The organism is Paenibacillus xerothermodurans (assembly GCF_002220865.2).
Lineage (GTDB): Bacteria > Bacillota > Bacilli > Paenibacillales > NBRC-103111 > Paenibacillus_S > Paenibacillus_S xerothermodurans.
Genome location: NZ_NHRJ02000002.1, coordinates 526,526 through 544,314, shown reverse-complemented (window position 1 = coordinate 544,314; position 17,789 = coordinate 526,526). Strand labels below are relative to the sequence as shown.

General features: G+C 50.4%; 21 protein-coding genes. 18 read left to right on the top strand and 3 right to left on the bottom strand.

The genetic code is table 11. The annotated features are described in order from the left end of the window. Nucleotides 1–21: 21 nt before the first annotated feature. From CBW46_RS06210 to CBW46_RS06160, 11 genes are all read left to right on the top strand, one after another. Nucleotides 22–723 carry an SOS response-associated peptidase gene (locus tag CBW46_RS06210; RefSeq protein WP_089199130.1) on the top strand — a complete coding sequence of 234 codons (702 nt, stop codon included), beginning with the start codon at nucleotides 22–24 and terminating at the stop codon, nucleotides 721–723. Nucleotides 724–788: 65 nt separating this feature from the next. Next, nucleotides 789–1,997, top strand: a complete 1,209-nt coding sequence (locus tag CBW46_RS06205; RefSeq protein ID WP_424446014.1) for a D-alanyl-D-alanine carboxypeptidase family protein — start codon at nucleotides 789–791, stop codon at nucleotides 1,995–1,997. A gap of 33 nt (nucleotides 1,998–2,030) precedes the next feature. After that, nucleotides 2,031–2,651, top strand: a complete 621-nt coding sequence (locus CBW46_RS06200) for a nucleoside recognition domain-containing protein (RefSeq protein WP_089199129.1) — start codon at nucleotides 2,031–2,033, stop codon at nucleotides 2,649–2,651. Between the two features lie 6 nt (nucleotides 2,652–2,657). Continuing rightward, nucleotides 2,658–3,191, top strand: a complete 534-nt coding sequence (locus CBW46_RS06195; protein WP_089199128.1) for a spore maturation protein — start codon at nucleotides 2,658–2,660, stop codon at nucleotides 3,189–3,191. 57 nt (nucleotides 3,192–3,248) lie between these two features. Next, nucleotides 3,249–3,590 (top strand): N-acetylmuramoyl-L-alanine amidase, encoded by a 342-nt coding sequence (locus CBW46_RS06190; protein ID WP_089199127.1) that lies wholly within the window; start codon nucleotides 3,249–3,251, stop codon nucleotides 3,588–3,590. A gap of 21 nt (nucleotides 3,591–3,611) precedes the next feature. Next, entirely contained in the window at nucleotides 3,612–4,358 is a 747-nt protein-coding gene (locus CBW46_RS06185; RefSeq protein ID WP_089199126.1) for a pseudouridine synthase, read from the top strand. 62 nt (nucleotides 4,359–4,420) lie between these two features. Then, nucleotides 4,421–4,948, top strand: coding sequence for a redoxin domain-containing protein (locus tag CBW46_RS06180; RefSeq protein ID WP_089199125.1), 528 nt, complete (start codon nucleotides 4,421–4,423; stop codon nucleotides 4,946–4,948). A 162-nt stretch (nucleotides 4,949–5,110) separates the two neighbouring features. Then, complete coding sequence (gene resB, locus CBW46_RS06175) at nucleotides 5,111–6,802, top strand: cytochrome c biogenesis protein ResB (RefSeq protein ID WP_089199124.1); 1,692 nt, start codon at nucleotides 5,111–5,113, stop codon at nucleotides 6,800–6,802. Next, nucleotides 6,802–8,049: a cytochrome c biogenesis protein CcsA gene (gene ccsA / locus CBW46_RS06170; protein WP_089199123.1), complete on the top strand. Its 1,248-nt coding sequence runs from the start codon at nucleotides 6,802–6,804 to the stop codon at nucleotides 8,047–8,049. Before resB ends, ccsA begins: the two co-directional genes overlap by 1 nt. A 29-nt stretch (nucleotides 8,050–8,078) precedes the next feature. Then, nucleotides 8,079–8,795: a response regulator transcription factor gene (locus tag CBW46_RS06165; protein ID WP_089199122.1), complete on the top strand. Its 717-nt coding sequence runs from the start codon at nucleotides 8,079–8,081 to the stop codon at nucleotides 8,793–8,795. Nucleotide 8,796: 1 nt separating this feature from the next. After that, complete coding sequence (locus CBW46_RS06160; RefSeq protein WP_089199121.1) at nucleotides 8,797–10,650, top strand: ATP-binding protein; 1,854 nt, start codon at nucleotides 8,797–8,799, stop codon at nucleotides 10,648–10,650. A gap of 92 nt (nucleotides 10,651–10,742) precedes the next feature. On the opposite strand, the gene serA is transcribed toward CBW46_RS06160, so the two are convergent. Further along, complete coding sequence (serA, locus tag CBW46_RS06155; RefSeq protein WP_089199120.1) at nucleotides 10,743–12,329, bottom strand: phosphoglycerate dehydrogenase; 1,587 nt, start codon at nucleotides 12,327–12,329, stop codon at nucleotides 10,743–10,745. Between the two features lie 559 nt (nucleotides 12,330–12,888). Between serA and CBW46_RS06150 the strand changes: the two genes are divergently transcribed. The 3 genes from CBW46_RS06150 to CBW46_RS06140 all read left to right on the top strand — a co-directional run bounded on the left by CBW46_RS06150 (nucleotide 12,889) and on the right by CBW46_RS06140 (nucleotide 14,449). Beyond that, the gene (locus CBW46_RS06150) at nucleotides 12,889–13,215 is read left to right on the top strand and encodes a rhodanese-like domain-containing protein (protein WP_089199119.1); all 327 of its coding nucleotides are present in this window, start codon (nucleotides 12,889–12,891) and stop codon (nucleotides 13,213–13,215) included. Between the two features lie 425 nt (nucleotides 13,216–13,640). Further along, nucleotides 13,641–14,237 carry a type II CAAX endopeptidase family protein gene (locus tag CBW46_RS06145; RefSeq protein ID WP_089199118.1) on the top strand — a complete coding sequence of 199 codons (597 nt, stop codon included), beginning with the start codon at nucleotides 13,641–13,643 and terminating at the stop codon, nucleotides 14,235–14,237. Then, nucleotides 14,234–14,449, top strand: coding sequence for a hypothetical protein (locus CBW46_RS06140; RefSeq protein ID WP_089199117.1), 216 nt, complete (start codon nucleotides 14,234–14,236; stop codon nucleotides 14,447–14,449). Before CBW46_RS06145 ends, CBW46_RS06140 begins: the two co-directional genes overlap by 4 nt. 28 nt (nucleotides 14,450–14,477) lie before the next feature. Here the strand turns inward: CBW46_RS06140 and CBW46_RS22145 are convergent, their stop codons facing one another. Together CBW46_RS22145 and CBW46_RS22140 are read right to left on the bottom strand one after the other, a co-directional pair. Continuing rightward, complete coding sequence (locus CBW46_RS22145) at nucleotides 14,478–14,837, bottom strand: polysaccharide deacetylase family protein (RefSeq protein WP_341538173.1); 360 nt, start codon at nucleotides 14,835–14,837, stop codon at nucleotides 14,478–14,480. Then, nucleotides 14,782–15,075, bottom strand: a complete 294-nt coding sequence (locus CBW46_RS22140; protein ID WP_341538172.1) for a polysaccharide deacetylase family protein — start codon at nucleotides 15,073–15,075, stop codon at nucleotides 14,782–14,784. Before CBW46_RS22140 ends, CBW46_RS22145 begins: the two co-directional genes overlap by 56 nt. Nucleotides 15,076–15,443: 368 nt before the next feature. Here CBW46_RS22140 and CBW46_RS06130 point away from each other — a divergent pair, with 368 nt between their 5' ends. The 4 genes from CBW46_RS06130 to CBW46_RS21215 all read left to right on the top strand — a co-directional run bounded on the left by CBW46_RS06130 (nucleotide 15,444) and on the right by CBW46_RS21215 (nucleotide 17,777). After that, entirely contained in the window at nucleotides 15,444–15,815 is a 372-nt protein-coding gene (locus CBW46_RS06130) for a hypothetical protein (protein WP_089199116.1), read from the top strand. A gap of 197 nt (nucleotides 15,816–16,012) precedes the next feature. After that, the gene (locus CBW46_RS06125) at nucleotides 16,013–16,612 is read left to right on the top strand and encodes a genetic competence negative regulator (RefSeq protein ID WP_089199115.1); all 600 of its coding nucleotides are present in this window, start codon (nucleotides 16,013–16,015) and stop codon (nucleotides 16,610–16,612) included. Between the two features lie 265 nt (nucleotides 16,613–16,877). Next, on the top strand, nucleotides 16,878–17,570 hold the full coding sequence (prsW, locus tag CBW46_RS06120) for a glutamic-type intramembrane protease PrsW (RefSeq protein WP_089199114.1): 693 nt from the start codon (nucleotides 16,878–16,880) through the stop codon (nucleotides 17,568–17,570). A gap of 48 nt (nucleotides 17,571–17,618) precedes the next feature. Beyond that, on the top strand, nucleotides 17,619–17,777 hold the full coding sequence (locus CBW46_RS21215; RefSeq protein ID WP_165842205.1) for a hypothetical protein: 159 nt from the start codon (nucleotides 17,619–17,621) through the stop codon (nucleotides 17,775–17,777). Nucleotides 17,778–17,789: the final 12 nt, after the last annotated feature.

The window sequence follows — 17,789 nt, the reverse complement described above, 5'->3', positions numbered from 1 at the left end:
GACACCCATGGGTGATTGATTATGTGTGGACGTTATACCATAACCGTTTCTTACGAGGAGCTTGTTCTGCGTTTTTTGCTGCGCCGGGGTACGTCCGAGCTATATGCGCCGAGATACAATGTCGCACCTGGGCAATGGATTCCTGCCGTTGTCGATGGTACGAATGGTGACGGCGGCATAACGCACGGCAGCAGGTTCGGCTCTCTGCAATGGGGCCTCGTCCCCAGTTGGGCGTCGGGGGACAAGAGCGGCCCTCGTCCGATTAATTTGCGCTCGGAGACGCTGGCGGACAAGCCCGGGTTTCGCAAGCTCCTTTCCCGGAAAAGATGCCTGATCCCGGCCGACGGATTTTACGAGTGGTACCAAGCAGACGGCAAAAAAAAGCCTGTGCGCTTCACCCTGCGCGACCACTCCTTGTTCGGGATGGCGGCGGTGTATGATACTTGGTCCGGGGCTGACGGAAACAAGCTCCATACGTGCGCGATTATAACGGTGCCTGCGAATGAGACCATGGCGCACATACATCACCGCATGCCTGCTATCCTTACCGCCGAGCAGGAAAGCATCTGGCTGGATCGGACGGTCACGGAACCAGAGAGACTCCTGCCGCTGCTTGCTCCCTACACCGCGAAGCCAACTACTATTTACCGGGTGAGCACCAAAGTAGGACATGCTGCATATGATGCACCGGATTGCATCGACTCCATAGAGGACCGTGATTAACCTGCTGCAGCGTGGCTGCAGCAGGTTTTTTCGTGTGGACATAACTGAGGTGGATAAGCATATACATGTACAAGACATTGTTGAACCTGTGGGAGGATCATATGAGAAGAATCGGTTTGCTGTTCATCGCGGTGGCGCTGCTGGGGTCGGTGCTCCATTATCCGTTCAGCGTACAAGCCGCACCGCCCATTGCCACACATGCAGAGGCGGCCGCTTTAATCGACGTGCAATCAGGCAGACTGCTGTTCAGCCGGCAGGGAGACAAAACCATGCGTGTCGCAAGCCTGACAAAAATAATGACAGCGATTGTAGCCATCGATCACGGTCGGCTGTCGGACCAAGTGAAGGTTAGCAAAAGTGCATACGGCAAAGAGGGGTCGAGCATTTATCTCAAGCTGGGTGAGGAGATGAGCCTGAAGCATCTGCTGTACGGCATGATGCTGCGATCAGGCAACGATGCGGCTACGGCGATTGCGGAGCATGTCGGGGGCTCGATAGACGGGTTTGCCTATTTGATGAATGAAAAGGCACGTATGATCGGTATGGCCAACACCAGCTTTAAAAATCCGCATGGGCTGGATGAACCCGAGCACTATTCTACAGCCAATGATATGGCCAAGCTTACGGCGTATGCGCTGCGTAATCCCGTCTTTCAAGAAATCGTCAAGACGAAGGTCAAAAAAGCTCCTAATCCAAACGAAGCCTGGGACTATACCTGGTTTAATAAAAACAAAATGTTGAACCTGTATGAAGGCTCGGACGGTGTCAAAACGGGCTACACAAAGCTTGCCAGACGCTGCCTGGTGTCGTCGGCGACGCGCAATGGCCAACAGTTGGCCGTTGTGACGCTCAATGATCCCGATGACTGGTCGGACCATGCCAAACTACTCGATTACGGATTTAAACATTTTCCTCTGGCGGATCTGATACAAAAGGGAGAGCACGTACCGGGCACACAGTATGTGGCGGGGCTGAGGTTTAGTTATCCGATGCTGGCGAATGAGAGAAGTCAGATAACCACGAAAATAGAGCTCCACGATGCGAATTCCGTTCATTCTCGGCTGGGCGAGGCGGGCAAGCTGCACTATTTATTGAATGGCAAGGATATTGGAGATGTACCCCTTTTTATTGAGGGAAGCTCGAGATTACGCCTCCCCGACCGCTCGACATTTTCATTCAATGAAACACGGCAAGGCGAGATGACGTGGCCGGAAAAATGGCTTTACATCTTACAGTTTGTCGTCCGTGATTTGTTCATGGGGCGCACCACATAGCAGCAAGCACCGCCAGAGGAGGGTCATGACAATATGGTAAATTTCATTTGGCTGTTTTTTATTGTGGCAGGGTTTGTTGTTGCGGCCGCCCAAGGTAATATCGAACTGGTGACCCAGGCTACCTTCGACGGGGCGAAAAGCGGTGTGACCGTTTGCTTCGGTCTGATCAGCATTATGGTTTTTTGGCTGGGGATGATGCGTATCGCCGAGGATGCGGGGCTGCTGCAGCTTCTGTCATCTTGGCTCAGTCCTGTGGTCCGCTTTCTGTTCCCGAGCGTGCCGAGGAATCATCCGGCGTTGGGCTATATCACCTCCAACATGGGCGCCAACATTTTGGGGTTGGGCAATGCCGCTACACCGATGGGGATCAAAGCAATGCAGGAGCTGCAAACCTTGAATCCCAACAAAGAGATCGCGAGCCCGGCCATGTGCACATTGCTCGCGTTGAATACCGCCAGCATCACTCTCATCCCAACCACTCTCATTGCGATACGCATGAATTTCGATTCAATCAACCCCACAGAGATTGTTGGAACAACACTGCTCGCTACTTGTGTTTCAACGATTGCGGCAATCGCGGTGGACAAATGGTACAGGCGCCATCATACGATCAACATCCGGCCAGCGAAACATAATCCGAAAGGGAAAGGATGAACCGGATTGTACTCTTTAGTAAACCTGATCTCTGCGTGGGCGATTCCCGTGATTATCGTTTTCATCCCGCTATATGCTGCTTACCGTAAGGTGCCGGTTTACGAATCGTTTGTGGAAGGGGCAAAGGACGGCTTCGACACCGCCATACGCATCATTCCGCATCTTGTAGGCATGATGGTGGCCATTAGCGTGTTCAGAGCCTCGGGCGCCATGGAGCTCACGATCGGATGGGTGCGTCCGCTGTGCGACTGGATTGGTATACCAAGTGAGGTGCTGCCGCTCGCGATCTTGCGCCCGTTAACCGGCGCCGGCTCGCTGGCCTTTACGACGGATTTAATGCAGCAGTTCGGTCCCGATTCAATGATCGGCCGCATCGCTTCCACGATACAGGGCAGCACCGATACGACACTTTATGTTATTACCGTTTACTTTGGGGCCATCGGCATACGTAAAGCAAGCTATGCTTTGAAAGTCGGACTGATTTCCGATGTGGTCGGTTTTGTCGCTTCCATCCTTGTATGTTACTTAGTGTTCGCCTAACACCCTCGCTGCATTCCACTCATATACTGTACCAGCTAACGAATAGAGGTGAGCTGCGTGCAGTTTTTCGGTATCGTCATCCATCATTCCGCGTGTCCCGCGATCAACGGCAAAGGGTTTGATTTTTTTATCTCCCGCAGCGGCGGTATCACCCCATCTGCCGAGCCAACCGACTCGTTGTTCATTCATATCTGCCTGGAGGGAAACTTTCATGAGCGGCGTGCCACCTACACGGCGGAGGAAATGGAGCAGCTGTTTTTGCTGCGCAAACTGGCGCTGCGCTTAGCTGAGAGATTTCATTTCGAACCGGACGATTTTTTTCCTCACACACCGACCTGCCCAGGCGCTTTTTTTCCATGGTCCCAACTTGTGATTTCATCTGCGGATGGGTATCATTAGGTTTGAGGTGAATGGAGACTAATGGAGCGATTACAGAAGGTATTGGCTGAAGCGGGAGTAGCCTCCCGTCGAAAATGTGAAGAATTAATAACTGCTGGCCGTGTGCAGGTGAACGGAGAAGTAGTAACGGCGATGGGGGTAAAAGTCGATCCTACGCAGGATGTGATCCTGGTTGAGGGCAAACCGATCCGCCAGCAGAAAAAGGTATATGTGCTTTTCCACAAGCCTAAGGGTGTGATAACGAGCGCGTCCGATCCGGGCGGACGGAAAATCGTGACCGATTATCTGAAGGACATCAGCGAACGAATTTACCCGGTGGGACGGCTCGATTACGATACTGAGGGGCTGCTGCTTCTCACTAACGACGGCGATTTCGCAAATCTGCTTACTCATCCCAAGCACCATGTGCCGCGCACCTACCATGCCACTGTGAAAGGTGTGCCGCACGGAACATTGCTGGACAAGCTGCGAAACGGGATTGAGCTGGAGGACGGGATGACCGCGCCTGCCGAAGTGGAGTACCACGATATTAATCCGGAGAGCAACGAAACCGTTGTGTCGATTACGATCTACGAAGGCCGCAACCGGCAGGTACGGCGAATGTTCGACGCGATCGGCTTCCCCGTGGTCAGGCTGAGACGTGTGATGTTCGGTCCGCTGGCATTGACCGGCGTAGGCCGCGGCAGATATCGTCATTTAACCCCGCAAGAAGTAAAAGAATTGACGGATGATGCACGCAAGACACATAAAATTCAAAAAGGCAAATAAGATCAGCCGGCAAACTTCGATATAATGAAGCGAGAGAAGACATAAGTTTGAGGTGTCAACCAATGGGACAACATAGACGGTGGGTGCAGTTGACCATTTTTACCTGCGTACTGCTTCTCGGCGTCTGGACGCTGTGGAGCAGTTTGTATGCGTCCGAGGAGAAGCCGGTGGAAGGGAGTAAAGCACCGGATTTTACACTGGTCGGATCAGACGGCCGGCAGCATAAGCTGTCCGATTACAAAGGCAAAACAGTGATGGTCAATTTTTGGGGCACATGGTGTCCTCCTTGCAAACAGGAGATGCCGGCCATACAGAGTCAGTTCGAAAAGCATAATCCCGACAACGTCGCATTTCTCGGTGTGAATATTGGGGAAAGCCCGATTACCGTGCAAAATTTCATGCAGCAGCATAAATTAACTTTTCCCATTTTGTTTGACGATAACCAGGAAACGCGCCAGCGGTATGGCGTTATGAATTATCCGACAACATTCTTCATCGATGCCGAGGGAAACATTGCGAGAATTTGGGTGGGCGAAATGAATGAAGATTTCATAGAGCAGACTATCGCCTCTATCTCCGGCACGAACTGACTGCTATGGGCCTCATTAATAGATCATAGGACTACTGAGGTACAGGCTCAGCTAAGGTGACGATGCACAGCCGACCCGAGCGCGGGTCAACCGCGCCGGGCGGGGGCACGGCTGCTTCGGGCACGGCACACCGGTTTCGAAACGACGGTTCAGGAGGTACACATGATTCAAAATACAAAATGCGAGTGCGGCCACCAGAATCATGTCGGCACCGTGCTCTGCGAATCCTGCGGCAAGCCGTTGTATGCAGAGGAGGGCACCGCCCCGCTTGAAATGCGCTACGATGGAGTGGCAAGACGGTCGCAGAAAACGGACCCTAATCTGATAGACAGGGTGTGGAATTTTTTTTCCTCTGTTAAAATCGCCATCTACTTAATTATCATCACTCTGCTAGGTGCGGCTCTCGGTACCATTTATCCGCAAGAAAATACCTTTATCAATTTCGATCCATCCACTTACCATAAAGAAACATACGGGACGTTGGGCGAGATTTATTACATGCTCGGTTTATCACATACCTTTGAATCGTGGTGGTTTATCGGACTTTTATTTATGATCGGAACCTCTCTGGTGGTGTGCAGCTTGGACCGGGTACTCCCCTTATACCGTGCTCTAAGCAAGCAGCAGATCCGCAAACATCTCAATTTCATTCTGCGGCAAAAAGTATCGTATAACGGGCCGCTGTTTACCCGGCAGCACGCTGAACCCGGGCAAGCGCATGGCTCGACCGAGCAAGTCTGGGTCAATAACGCAGCCCAGCTTTTCAAGAAACGACATTACAAAGTGTACACTGACGGCACAGCACTGCTCGCAGAGAAACACCGTTTCAGCCGGTGGGGGCCTTATATCAATCATATCGGTCTAATCATATTTCTTATGGCTGTTTTGATGAGAAGCATCCCGGGATGGCATATGGACCAGCATATCGCGTTCCCGGAAGGTCAAATTGTGAAAATTCCTGAGACATCGTACTATTTGAAAAATGAGAATTTTACGGTTGAATATTACAGCGAGCAGGAGATGTCGGAAGAATTCAGGGACAAGCAGCAGATCGTTCCGAAAATCTACGAAACTCAGGCCGTCTTATATGAATGCACTGCTGATTGCGGTGCCATGTCCAAGGCTCCTCAGCTGAAGGAAGTTCACCGGCAAAACATCATAGTCAATGCTCCTCTTGAATATAAGGGCCTAATGGCCTACCAATTCGATTTCAAAGAGTCGCCGATGCTCATTTCAGTGAAGCCGACATTCAAAAACAAGCTTACCGGCGAAGCCTACGGCACGTTCGAGCTGTCGATGACAAGACCTGAACCGGAGTACCAATCAGGGGCTTACACTTTGAAGCTGAAGGCATACTTTCCGGATTTTGGTTTGGACGAGAAGGGTGTGCCGACAACGAAATCAAATGAGCCTAAAATGCCGGCTTTCATTTTCTCCATCACGGGCCCTGATCTGGCGCCGGAAGGAGAGCCTTATCTGTACTTCCCGCGGCAGGTGGACAAAGTGGCATTTCAACAGGACACAATTAACGGCGCGCTCGCGCAAAAATTTGACATATCCGTCAACTCCATGGCAGATGTACAGTTCTCGGAGTATACCAGCTATCTAAATATTCGCGTTGACAGGGCGATGCCGTACATATGGGTGGGCGCGGCGATTTCGATGATCGGGTTGGTGATGGGTTTTTATTGGCACCACCGTCGGGTATGGCTGCGGATTGACAACGGCGTTCTTGCCTTAGGCGCACACACGAATAAAAATTGGTTCGGGATTCGTAAGGAAGTCGCGGATATATTGCGAAAATCCGGCATAGAAGTGGAACCTAAATCGCTGGAAGCAGGAGTGGTGAAATAGTGGAGAGCAGCTTGTTTCTGTTAATAGCCTTTATCGTATATAATGCGGCATTTTTGACGTTCGTGATCTCCATCGTCGGGAAAAAATGGGGACAGCGTGATCCGCAAGCTCACTCTGCCAAGTGGGGTAAGATTGGGATTGTCATGTCTATTATAGGCTTTCTCGCCCATCTCACGTTCTTTTTCACTCGATGGGCGGAGGCTGGCCACATTCCTACCAGCAACATGTATGAATTTATGACATTTCTCGGCATGATGATCATTCTTGCTTTTATCATAGTTTACTTTATTTACCGGGCGCAAGTGCTGGGTGTTTTTGCGCTGCCCGTTGGGATTATCATTATTGCTTACGCTTCCGTGTTTCCCAACGAAGTGCAGCCTCTCATCCCGGCGCTGCAAAGCTATTGGTTGAAGATTCATGTAACGACCGCAGCAGCGGGCGAGGCGTTTTTCGCCGTAGGCTTTGCGGCCGGACTTATGTATTTGCTGCGCACGGTCAATTTCAACAGCAAAGAACCAGTGGATCGAAAGGAACAAAAAGGTGTTGAGTTCACTTTATTTGTTCTAGCAATGATTATTGCGTTTGTCGTTACGATTTTCGGTTTCAATGCCGCGGGATACCACGCGAAGTTCGTGAACGGCGTGGTTATAACCGATGAAGACGGCGTGGAGCAGACAGTCCAGCAGCCTGTGAATTACGTGCTGCCGCCGTTGGTAAAGCCTTATCAAGGAGAGCAGATTGAGATGGTGCCGTTCCTGGGCATGAGGCAGGCACCGTTTGAGGCGCCTTCTTGGATGGAGGGGGCTAACGCCGGACGGAAGCTGAACACAGTGATATGGTCCATTATCGGCGGCTTGATACTGTACGGCTTGCTTAGAGTCATTGCCCGCAAGCCGCTGGGTGCGGCGCTGAGTCCGCTCATGAATAACGTGGACAGCGAAGACATTGATGAGATCAGTTACCGTGCAATTGCGATCGGCTATCCAGTGTTTACGCTCGGTGCACTGGTGTTCGCTATGATCTGGGCAGCAGACGCCTGGGGACGCTTCTGGGGCTGGGATCCCAAAGAAGTATGGGCCCTCATCACGTGGTTATACTATGCGGCCTATCTGCATCTGCGCATGTCGCGGGGCTGGCAGGGCAAAAGGTCGGCGTGGCTGTCCGTGGTCGGATTTATGGTTGTAATGTTTACATTGATCGGAGTCAATCTGGTCATCGCGGGATTGCACTCTTATGCCGGCGTTTAATTTAGTTGGGAGAAGGGGTTGAGGATTCGATGTTGGATGTGAAAATGACGATCTTGGTGGTGGATGACGAAGAGAGGATACGGCGTCTGCTGCGGATGTATTTGGAAAAGGAAAACTTTGCTATAGATGAAGCCGAGGATGGGGAAACGGCTCTGAGAAAAGCTCTGGACACGGATTATGATCTAATTCTGCTCGACGTTATGCTGCCCGGCATGGACGGCAATGAAGTGTGCGCCAGACTGCGCCAGGTAAAATCGACGCCGGTTATCATGCTGACGGCAAAAGGCGAAGAGATGAACCGAGTGCAGGGCTTCGAAATGGGAGCGGATGACTACGTGGTCAAGCCATTCAGTCCCCGCGAAGTCATTTATCGGGTAAAAGCGATTTTGCGCAGGTCGTCAGTCACGGCATATTTGTCGAAAGAAGTTAACACAAGCAATAATATTGTTTTTCCTAATCTTGTTATCGAACACGATGCACATCGCGTCACGGCCGGCGGCCAAGAAGTGGCTTTAACACCGAAGGAATACGAGCTGCTCCACTATCTGGCGGTGTCTCCCGATAAAGTATTCTCCCGGGAGGAGCTGCTGAAGGATGTATGGAATTACGAATTTTTCGGTGATCTGCGCACAGTGGACACTCATGTGAAACGGCTTCGCGAGAAACTGAACAAGGTCTCACCGGAAGCAGCCGCCATGATCACAACGGTTTGGGGAGTAGGATACAAACTAGAGGTGCCAAAATAGCGTGTTCATATTTAGAAGCGTTGTAGGCAAACTGTGGCTCACTATCATTGGCTTGGTGGCGGTGGTACTGGTCGCGCTCAGCCTGTTTCTCGGGCAATACATTGAAACATCATTCCCCAAATCGCAGGAACAAACGGAAAACTTGCGGAAGCTGGGCGCCAAAGTCACGAGCGGCATCTCCATCAACGGGGAAGACGACCGCTACATCCAATTGGTCAATGACTTGCTCAGCGCTCAGGAGGCCAGTGTGTTCATTATCGACACGAATTTCCAGCAGATCAGCAGTCCGTTGGATAATTTGAGCATGGGCGATTTGCATTACGATGATTTCTTTACCAAGCAGACACTGAGTCACGTATTCGCGGGAGAAACGATTGATAACCAAGTGCTCGGCAAATCAGGAGCAAAACAGCGAACTAACAACCTGTATTCCGCGGTCGCGGTGCCCTTGCGCGATACAGCACAGCAGAACATTATCGGTGCAACGATTCTATATCAATCGACGCAATCAGTGGAAGCAACACAGGCCTTTGTCAAACGATTATTCGGCTACGTCGCCATCATCGGATTCTTAATTACCACGTTTTTTGCCTTTTTTCTCTCATCCCGAATTACGCAGCCTCTCCTGCGGTTGAAGAAGGCGGCAGATCTAATATCACATGGGGAGTACGGTACCCGGGTGCCGATCACTTCGTCAGACGAAATCGGCGAATTGGGTCGTACCTTCAATCGAATGGGCGAGGAGCTGTCGGAGACGATCAAGGCGCTGAACCATGAAAAAGAGCATTTGGCGAGCGTGCTCCGGAGTATGACCGACGCTGTGGTGACATTCGATGCTGAAGGCCACGGGATTTTGACCAACCCGCAAGGAGATAAAATCATTAGGGAATGGAACCAGATCCACTGGGACGCAGAGGAGTCCCACAGTTCAGACGGCCGGAAGACGGATGTGAACAAGCTCACCATTCCGGAGCCGATGCAAATGTTATTCGATCAAGTAATCAGTGGGGCCAAACAGATGTCATCCAAGGTACATGTGCACAACGAGGTGTGGTCTGTGGTCATGGCTCCGCTTTACTCCAGAGATGCCGTGCGGGGTGTAGTCGCTGTGCTTCGGGATGTTACGGAGGAGTTCAGACTGGATAAGCTGCGCAAAGACTTCGTTGCGAACGTGTCTCATGAACTGCGAACTCCGTTGTCGATGCTGCAGGGCTATAGTGAGGCCTTGTTGGATGGCATCGCAGCCACGCCCGATGAACGCCAGGAGCTGGCACAAGTCATACATGATGAGTCACTTCGCATGGGCAGACTTGTAAGGGATTTGCTAGATTTGGCCCGGATGGAGACAGGTAACCTGCAGCTCCATTTCCGGCAGGTTGATCTAATCAGCTTCGTTAAACGAATGCACCGCAAGTTTGCAGTCTTATCCAAAGAACAGGGGATCGCGATGACATATGAACTGCCGGACCGGGCGCTGATCCTGCAGCAAGCGGATGAGGACCGGCTGGAACAGGTTATGACGAACCTTTTGGATAATGCGATTCGGCACACTCCGCCTAACGAGGCAATTCGGATACGCGCAGACCGTATCACATTTAAGGGCAAGGATGCAGCAATCATTGAGGTGATTGACAGTGGTCATGGCATTCCGAGTGCGGATTTGCCTTACGTATTCGAACGATTCTACAAGGCCGATAAGGCTCGTACGCGGGCCGCAACCGGGGGCACCGGCTTAGGCCTCTCCATCGTTCGCAATCTTGTAGAAGCTCACCAGGGCACTGTTCAGGTGAAAAGCAAGGAAGGGCACGGTACGACATTTTCCGTTATTGTTCCGGTTAAAATTACGCCCAGCTGACAAAGAGAGCCTCCGATTTATGCATCGGAAGCTCTCTTTTTGTTGAATTAACCGTTATTATCTTGTTGTCCGTGAAACATACACCGATTATCTTAATGAAGTGCGAGTTCGTTGACTTTGGTCAGCTCAGGCAGTTGTTCTAGCTCGGCGAGTACGGCCTGCGGAGTTTGCTTGTCAGTGGTCAATACCATGATCGCTGAGCCGCCGATGACCTTACGACCAACCTGCATCGTCGCGATGTTTACGCCATTGCTTCCGAGCAGTGTACCTACCTTGCCGATGATACCTGGTTTATCGTTGTGTGAAATGAGGAGCAGATGCCCGCTTGGAGTGATATCCACAGGGTACTGATCGATCTGCACGATACGTTCACCGTAGCCCGCCAGCAGTGTGCCGGCGACCACGCGCTCTTCGTTCTTTGTTTTAACCGTGACGGACACCAGGTTGGTGAAGGTCTTGGAAGCAGCCGACTGAGTAGTCACCACATTCACGTCACGTGCTTTCGCCAAATGCATGGCGTTGACGATGTTCACACCTTCGAGCTGATTGGACAGAATGCCTCTCACGATATAACGGGTGAGGGGAGTGGTATCCACGTCCGCCAAATCGCCGGAGTAGCTCACTACGATTTCTTTTACGGCGCCTTCCGTTGTCTGTCCGATGAATAGTCCAAGCTTTTCACCCAACGAGAAATATGGCTGCAGCTGGTTCAGTACCGCCGCCGGCACCGGAGGCATATTCACCGCGTTTTTGAAAGGCTGGTCGCGTAATATATGCAGAACTTCCGCCGACACGTCGATGGCCACGTTCTCTTGGGCTTCGACAGTAGACGCACCTAGGTGTGGGGTGACGATGATCTTCGGATTGTTCAGAAAAGGATGATCGGGCTGCGGCGGCTCCTGCTCGTATACGTCAAAAGCGGCTTCTGCTACGATGCCCGCATCGATCGCTTCCACCAACGCCATCTCATCAATGATGCCGCCACGGGCACAATTGATGATGCGTACGCCTTTTTTCATGATTTCAAACTGCGGCCGGGCGATCATGTGCCGTGTCTCGTTCGTGAGCGGAGTATGTACCGTGATAAAATCAGCTTGTGCAGCGATCTCGTTCACGGTGCCCAATTTTACGCCGAGCTTCTCGGCGCGCTCCTCGGTCAGGAATGGATCGTAGCCAATAACCTCCATACCAAACACTTTCGCGCGTTTTGCGACTTCGCTGCCGATACGGCCCATGCCCACGACTCCGAGCACCTTGTTACGCAGCTCCACACCTACGAATGTTTTGCGGTCCCACTCACCGCTCACGGTTTTCTTATATGCTTGGGGAATGGAACGCGCGACAGCCATCATCATCGCGAAAGTTAGCTCACATGTTGCGATAGTGTTGCCGTCCGGAGCATTGATAACAACGATACCGCGTTGTGTGGCCGCCTCCAGATTGATATTGTCCACGCCTACTCCGGCGCGTCCAACCACTTTCAGTTTCGGAGCAGCTGCCATAATTCTGTCAGTTACCTTCGTCTGGCTGCGTACCATCAGCGCATCGTACTCGGCAATGATTTCGATTAACTCATCTTCAGTTAAGCCGATTTTTTTGTCCACCGTCACGTCCGGGGAATCATTCAAAAGCTGAATGCCCAGATCGCTTATTCCATCCATAACCAACACTTTAAACATTTGTCTCTTCCTCCAATTTCGAATAATATCGCACAGAAAGCAAATAAAAAAACTCCTCATCCCCATACGTTAACCGTATGCAAGGGACGAAGAGTTAATCTCGTGGTGCCACCCTAATTCGCTGCAAGCTCGCACCAGCAGCCTTATGGGTCCCGAAGACCCGGAAATGTAACGGTTTCTACCCGGCTGCGCCTACCGGCAGTTGACTCCGCAATGCAGCAGATCCGCCATTCAACGCAACAACTCTGGAGTGCTCCGTGCAAAACATAACGTCCGATTCGCACCTTCCATCGGCTCTCTGCGCGTTACCCGTTCTCACTGTCTCCGTCAATGTTTTGTTTCAAAATGAAATTTTTCATAAGCGTAACATGAGCTCCAACCTCTGTCAATACATGAAGAAGCCTGTCAGCACTGTACAGCTCCCTGCTGTGCACGTAGCATATTTTATGGCACTAGCGGCCGGAATGCAATGGTTTTCCCTTGATCAATTGTGAATTTTTCGTTATTGTTCTATCTATGAAATCGTCAGGCGATCATAATCGTGAGGAGCGGATTACGAATGGAGCGTATGCAGGCCATTTCCCCGGAAGATTTTGTCGAAAAATTAAACAACAACGAGCTCGAGCACTCGGCGATTATTGACGTACGCGAGCCTGTGGAATGGGATTACTATCACCTGAACGAGGCACAATTGATTCCAATGCAGTCCATTCCCACTCGGCTGGAAGAGCTGCCTAAAGACAGGGATCTGTACATTGTATGCGCTCATGGCGTACGAAGCACCCATGTGTGTTACTTTTTGCGCGAACAAGGCTTTAATAACGTGATCAATGTGAACGGTGGGATGGCGGCGGTAGCGATGCTGCTTGGCTTCCAGTACGACTAACCTGGCGAAGCAAGCAGGAGTGAAAGGCTTATACAGCTTATTAGCAGCCATCACATTGCTGATATAATCATTTTTCACTTAAGGCTTAGCGCACTCCACTCGGCCGTGGTCAGCGGCTGATTTACATCCGCCTGTTTCAACTGCGGATGACCGGCTTCATTTGTAAAATTCCATGTAGGGCTGATCAATGGTATGATATAAGATAGCGAATGCTGCTGATGATACGCGGAAGAGCCGCTGGCTTGCTCATGTTGGTTGAACAGAAGCTCTTCTTAGTGCGCGGCAGCACGTTCCTGTCCCATTCTGAGGCCAAAGAAAGCAATCTGATCGGGATAGCCGGTTGTTCATAACTAATTAGACGCCTCATTGTTATATTTTTCTATTTTTCAGTATAGGTGATTTTGTCGAAAAAAAGGAATAATTTGATGAAAAAATTTAATTTCAAATCGCTCAAATTTCGAAAACTGGACATAGCCGACATCGATGAGCGCTATCTTCTGCTTAACTTATATATCACTCAGTTGATTGTTTTTATTCTTGGCAGCTGCATCATGCTGTTGCAGAGGCCGTCTTTGCGGCAGCTTTTATCGTTTGAGCCCGGCTGGCTGATTGTGATTTGGGGCGTCGGCTTCGCCGGTGCGGTGCTGATCGTGGATTTGTTGATTTCGCGTTGGGTGCCTCCTGAGGTAACGGACGACGGCGGAGTCAATGAAAAAATTTTTAGAAACCGCCCGTTATGGCATATCGCAGTCCTATCATTCATTGTGGCAGTGTGCGAAGAGTGGTTGTTTCGCGGCGCCATTCAGCCATTTCTTGGACCATATTGGACGAGTATACTATTTGCGGCGATTCATATACGTTATCTTCAGCATTGGTTGATGACGGGGCTCGTCTTTAGCATCAGCTATGGGCTGGGGTGGATTGCTGTTCACACCGGCACACTGTGGACGCCGATCGCGGCACATTTCTTGATTGACTTTATTATGGGCTGCATTATTCGTTACAGGAGAGAGGAACAATGAATGACAGGACACGTGCTGTAAACGAGCACAACCAAAAAGAAGCGGCGCCCGATGAGAAGGACGACACCTTCCTGCCCCCGCGCAGAGCGGTACACCCGACAGAGAAGGAAACGTGGCTTCGTATGTTTTACCGATCCCTGTTGTGGCTGTTCATTATGTTGGTCACAGGCTTGCTGGTGTGGGGTTGGCAATCAGTGAGTATGGCATCATAAAGATGTATTATTCAGGGGTTATTGCAACTTAACATCTATCGTTGCGGGATCTACAAACCCGTACTGCTTTTTTCAACTGTGTGAGCAGTGAATCTAAAGCCTCAGCAGTCCACGGCAGCTCGTGCAATAGAATATTGCTGCCAGGCCGCAGCTGCTGCAATACATTGGCGACCACCTTTGCGGGGTCATTTTTTTTATCTGTCATTTCCCAGTCGAGCGAGCCGTTGGACCAAGTCATGTAAAGCATGTTCGCTTCTTTGACCACCGCTTTCCAATTCATCATGCCGGAACCGAATGGAGGGCGGAAAAATCGAGGTGCCTTGCCGGTGCTGTCATGCACGATCTTTTGTACATCGCCGACCTGCTGCTCCAGCTTCTTCCTGCCCACTTTTTTTCAGATCGATATGGTCCCAACAATGATTACCTATCGCGTGTCCGCGATCCACTATAAGCTTGAGCAAATCGGGGTTTCGCTGTACCAGATAACCATTGACGAAGAAGATCGCTTTAGCCTCGTGCTCGTCCAATGTTTTCAACAGCGATTCCAGTACCTCTTTGCTTCTTGGCGCATCATCGAACGTCAGGAGGACCACTGTATTATTGGTCGCCGTGGTGTCAATCGGCACGACGCGTAGTTTTCGGGACTTATTTTATACAGCTTACGCACGGTCTCGGGAAAATCTCGCTGATCCGGCTGCGGCTCTTGTGTCGGCACAGGCTGAGGCGGCGGCGGAGTCTGCGTTTGAGCTTGTGCGCCTGTGCCGTTCTTAGACGCCATGGTCTGTTCGGTTGGCGCCGTTGTTGGAGACGCCGACGGCGCGGAACAAGCTGATAAAGCCATGAATGTGCAAGAGGTGAGCGCTAACGCCCATTTTTTGTTAAGATTCAATATTTTCAAGCTCCCACGCTGTAATGTTTCCTAATATTATCATGTATGTTCGGTACTTTCCTAGCAAAAAATATCACGAAACCAAAAACGGATGGAGGTATCAGCATGAGATTAGGAGCTTTTTTGTTTGGCGGATTGTTAGGTGCCGCGGCCGTGATTTATTTGAATAACAAGAACAGGTCCATGATACTGGAGATGATGAGCAGCAACAATCAATCGTTGGGCGGGATGATGAACAAAGCGCAGAATAACATCGCTGACACAATGGGTAACAACAACCAAACCATGACAGCTGGCAGCTCGGCAGCGGCCACCGACAATATTGCGACAACCGGCAAGAAGAACCAGAAGGGTGCGAGCCTGGAAAGAGTGGAAGACATAGTAAGAGAAAATCCTGAACTAAAAGTTACCGTGGGTGAGATTCTCGCGAAAAACAACCAGAAAAAGGAGGTTCAGGAAATTCTTCAGCCGCATTAATTGGTACTTAAACGAATAAAAGGCTGGATATGGGCAGAAACTTGCTTATGTCGGCCTTTTTTTGATTGTGCGATAGATTTATTGTTATGATGTGATATAATAATCATATAAATTAAATACAAGCTGTTAAGCTTACTCACCTTTTTAACCTTACTTCATAAGCTGTTATTAACGTGACGGCAAGGGAGGAATCCTGTATGAAAATGGAGCGTTTAAGTCAAGACAAAATACGGATTTTCCTCACATTCGATGACTTGACGGAGCGAGGCATTCAAAAGGATGACATGTGGAGAGAGATTCCGAAGGTTCATGAGCTTTTCAGCGATATGATGGATCAAGCTTACACAGAATTAGGCTTTGACCCCTCCGGACCACTGGCCGTTGAAGTCCTGGCGCTTCCCGCTCAAGGAATGGTCGTCATTGTGACTCGCGGCAACATCGATTTCCACCACTCCAGCTCCTACGACGAGGACGTCGAGGAAATGTATGAACTGGAGGTCACACTCGAACAGACCGACCAGATTTCGTATGTCTTCCATGATTTTGAAGATCTGCTGCGCATGGCGAAAGTGCTTCTGCCACTGGTGACAGATGGCGGCATGTTGTTCTCGTATAAGGATAAGTGGTTTTTCCAAATGGATGCTGCGGAGATGGATGAAAGCCGGTACCAGGCTATCATCGCCGTGCTGTCCGAGTTTGGTGATGCTGCTTCCGTGACTCGGTCTATACTTGAGGAATATGGCAAGACGGTTATTGCAGCCGATGCGGTACAGGTGCTTTGTACGCATTTCAAATAGTTCGCATCAATACTTCAATCTCGAACGTTCAGAGCATTCTCAAAAACAGCGTTGTTTTTGTGAATGCTTTTTTTGCTGCTCATCGAAGCACCCACAGACCCGGTCGCGCGCTCTAGGTGGTTGAATACGCTTAGAACGGGCCCCAGTGTACCACAAACGGTCACGGCGCCGCAGATGAGGATGGCGAACAGATGGTAAAATGGCTATAATGTTGACCATATGGCATTTTGCCCCGAGCAAACCCAAACAGAATGGAGGTGACACGTTGAGCTTGTTGTCAGTGTTGACGGCGGCGGTAGCGCCAGGTGTCGCTCTGTTGGCTTACTTTTATCTAAAGGACCGTTACGACACGGAACCGATTCATCTCGTGGTGAAGATGTTTATTTTTGGAATATTATTGGTATTTCCCGTGATGGTGCTGCAGCGTGCCTTTGTGCACGGGCTGGGAGAGGATCCGTTTGTCTTTTCATTCATTATCTCGGCCGGTTTGGAAGAGTTTCTCAAATGGTTTTTAGTCTATGTCGTGATTTACCAGCACGCTTCCTTCGACGAACCTTATGACGGCATAGTGTATGCGGTGGCGGTGTCGCTGGGTTTTGCCACTCTGGAGAACGTGATTTACGCATTCCTCAACGCCTCCTCCATCACATCGCTGTTATACCGAGCCCTGCTGCCTGTCTCCGGACACGCATTGTTCGGGGTGATCATGGGATACCATCTGGGAAAGGCCAAATTCGATCGTGTGCATAAAAAGCGATATTTGCTATATTCTTTAGCTCTCCCGATTTTTTGGCATGGCGCTTATGATTATTTGTTGTTAACGGCGGAGACCTACTGGCTGTGGTGTGCTCTTCCGCTTATGGCTGTTTTATGGATGCGCAGCATTTGGAAGGTAAACCGGGCTAACGCGAAATCTCCTTTGCGCGTCATTCAAGGCGAGGAACAGGTTAAAACGTAACAGAGTTGTCTATACTGGTTAGTACTTTTCACTCACCGGGAGGTACTAATGGCAGAGAATGCGCGATTCAAGGTCACCATACGCTGTAAGCAGTGCGGTGAACGCTTTGTGTTAAAAGCGAAAAGAGACAAGGGCAGGATAGATACCGGCTTCAGGCAATGTATTTGCAGTAACGAGACCGACTTTGATATCGAACCCAACGTATGAGGAGAAGCCGTG

What these genes read in the sequence shown, in the direction of transcription:
- CBW46_RS06210 (WP_089199130.1), top strand. Translation starts at nt 22, where the DNA reads ATGTGTGGACGTTATACCATAACCGTTTCTTACGAGGAGCTTGTTCTG.
- CBW46_RS06205 (WP_424446014.1), top strand. Translation starts at nt 789, where the DNA reads ATGTACAAGACATTGTTGAACCTGTGGGAGGATCATATGAGAAGAATC.
- CBW46_RS06200 (WP_089199129.1), top strand. Translation starts at nt 2,031, where the DNA reads ATGGTAAATTTCATTTGGCTGTTTTTTATTGTGGCAGGGTTTGTTGTT.
- CBW46_RS06185 (WP_089199126.1), top strand. Translation starts at nt 3,612, where the DNA reads ATGGAGCGATTACAGAAGGTATTGGCTGAAGCGGGAGTAGCCTCCCGT.
- CBW46_RS06180 (WP_089199125.1), top strand. Translation starts at nt 4,421, where the DNA reads ATGGGACAACATAGACGGTGGGTGCAGTTGACCATTTTTACCTGCGTA.
- resB (WP_089199124.1), top strand. Translation starts at nt 5,111, where the DNA reads ATGATTCAAAATACAAAATGCGAGTGCGGCCACCAGAATCATGTCGGC.
- CBW46_RS06165 (WP_089199122.1), top strand. Translation starts at nt 8,079, where the DNA reads ATGTTGGATGTGAAAATGACGATCTTGGTGGTGGATGACGAAGAGAGG.
- serA (WP_089199120.1), bottom strand. Translation starts at nt 12,329, where the DNA reads ATGTTTAAAGTGTTGGTTATGGATGGAATAAGCGATCTGGGCATTCAG.
- CBW46_RS06150 (WP_089199119.1), top strand. Translation starts at nt 12,889, where the DNA reads ATGGAGCGTATGCAGGCCATTTCCCCGGAAGATTTTGTCGAAAAATTA.
- CBW46_RS06145 (WP_089199118.1), top strand. Translation starts at nt 13,641, where the DNA reads ATGAAAAAATTTAATTTCAAATCGCTCAAATTTCGAAAACTGGACATA.
- CBW46_RS06140 (WP_089199117.1), top strand. Translation starts at nt 14,234, where the DNA reads ATGAATGACAGGACACGTGCTGTAAACGAGCACAACCAAAAAGAAGCG.
- CBW46_RS06130 (WP_089199116.1), top strand. Translation starts at nt 15,444, where the DNA reads ATGAGATTAGGAGCTTTTTTGTTTGGCGGATTGTTAGGTGCCGCGGCC.
- CBW46_RS06125 (WP_089199115.1), top strand. Translation starts at nt 16,013, where the DNA reads ATGAAAATGGAGCGTTTAAGTCAAGACAAAATACGGATTTTCCTCACA.
- CBW46_RS21215 (WP_165842205.1), top strand. Translation starts at nt 17,619, where the DNA reads ATGGCAGAGAATGCGCGATTCAAGGTCACCATACGCTGTAAGCAGTGC.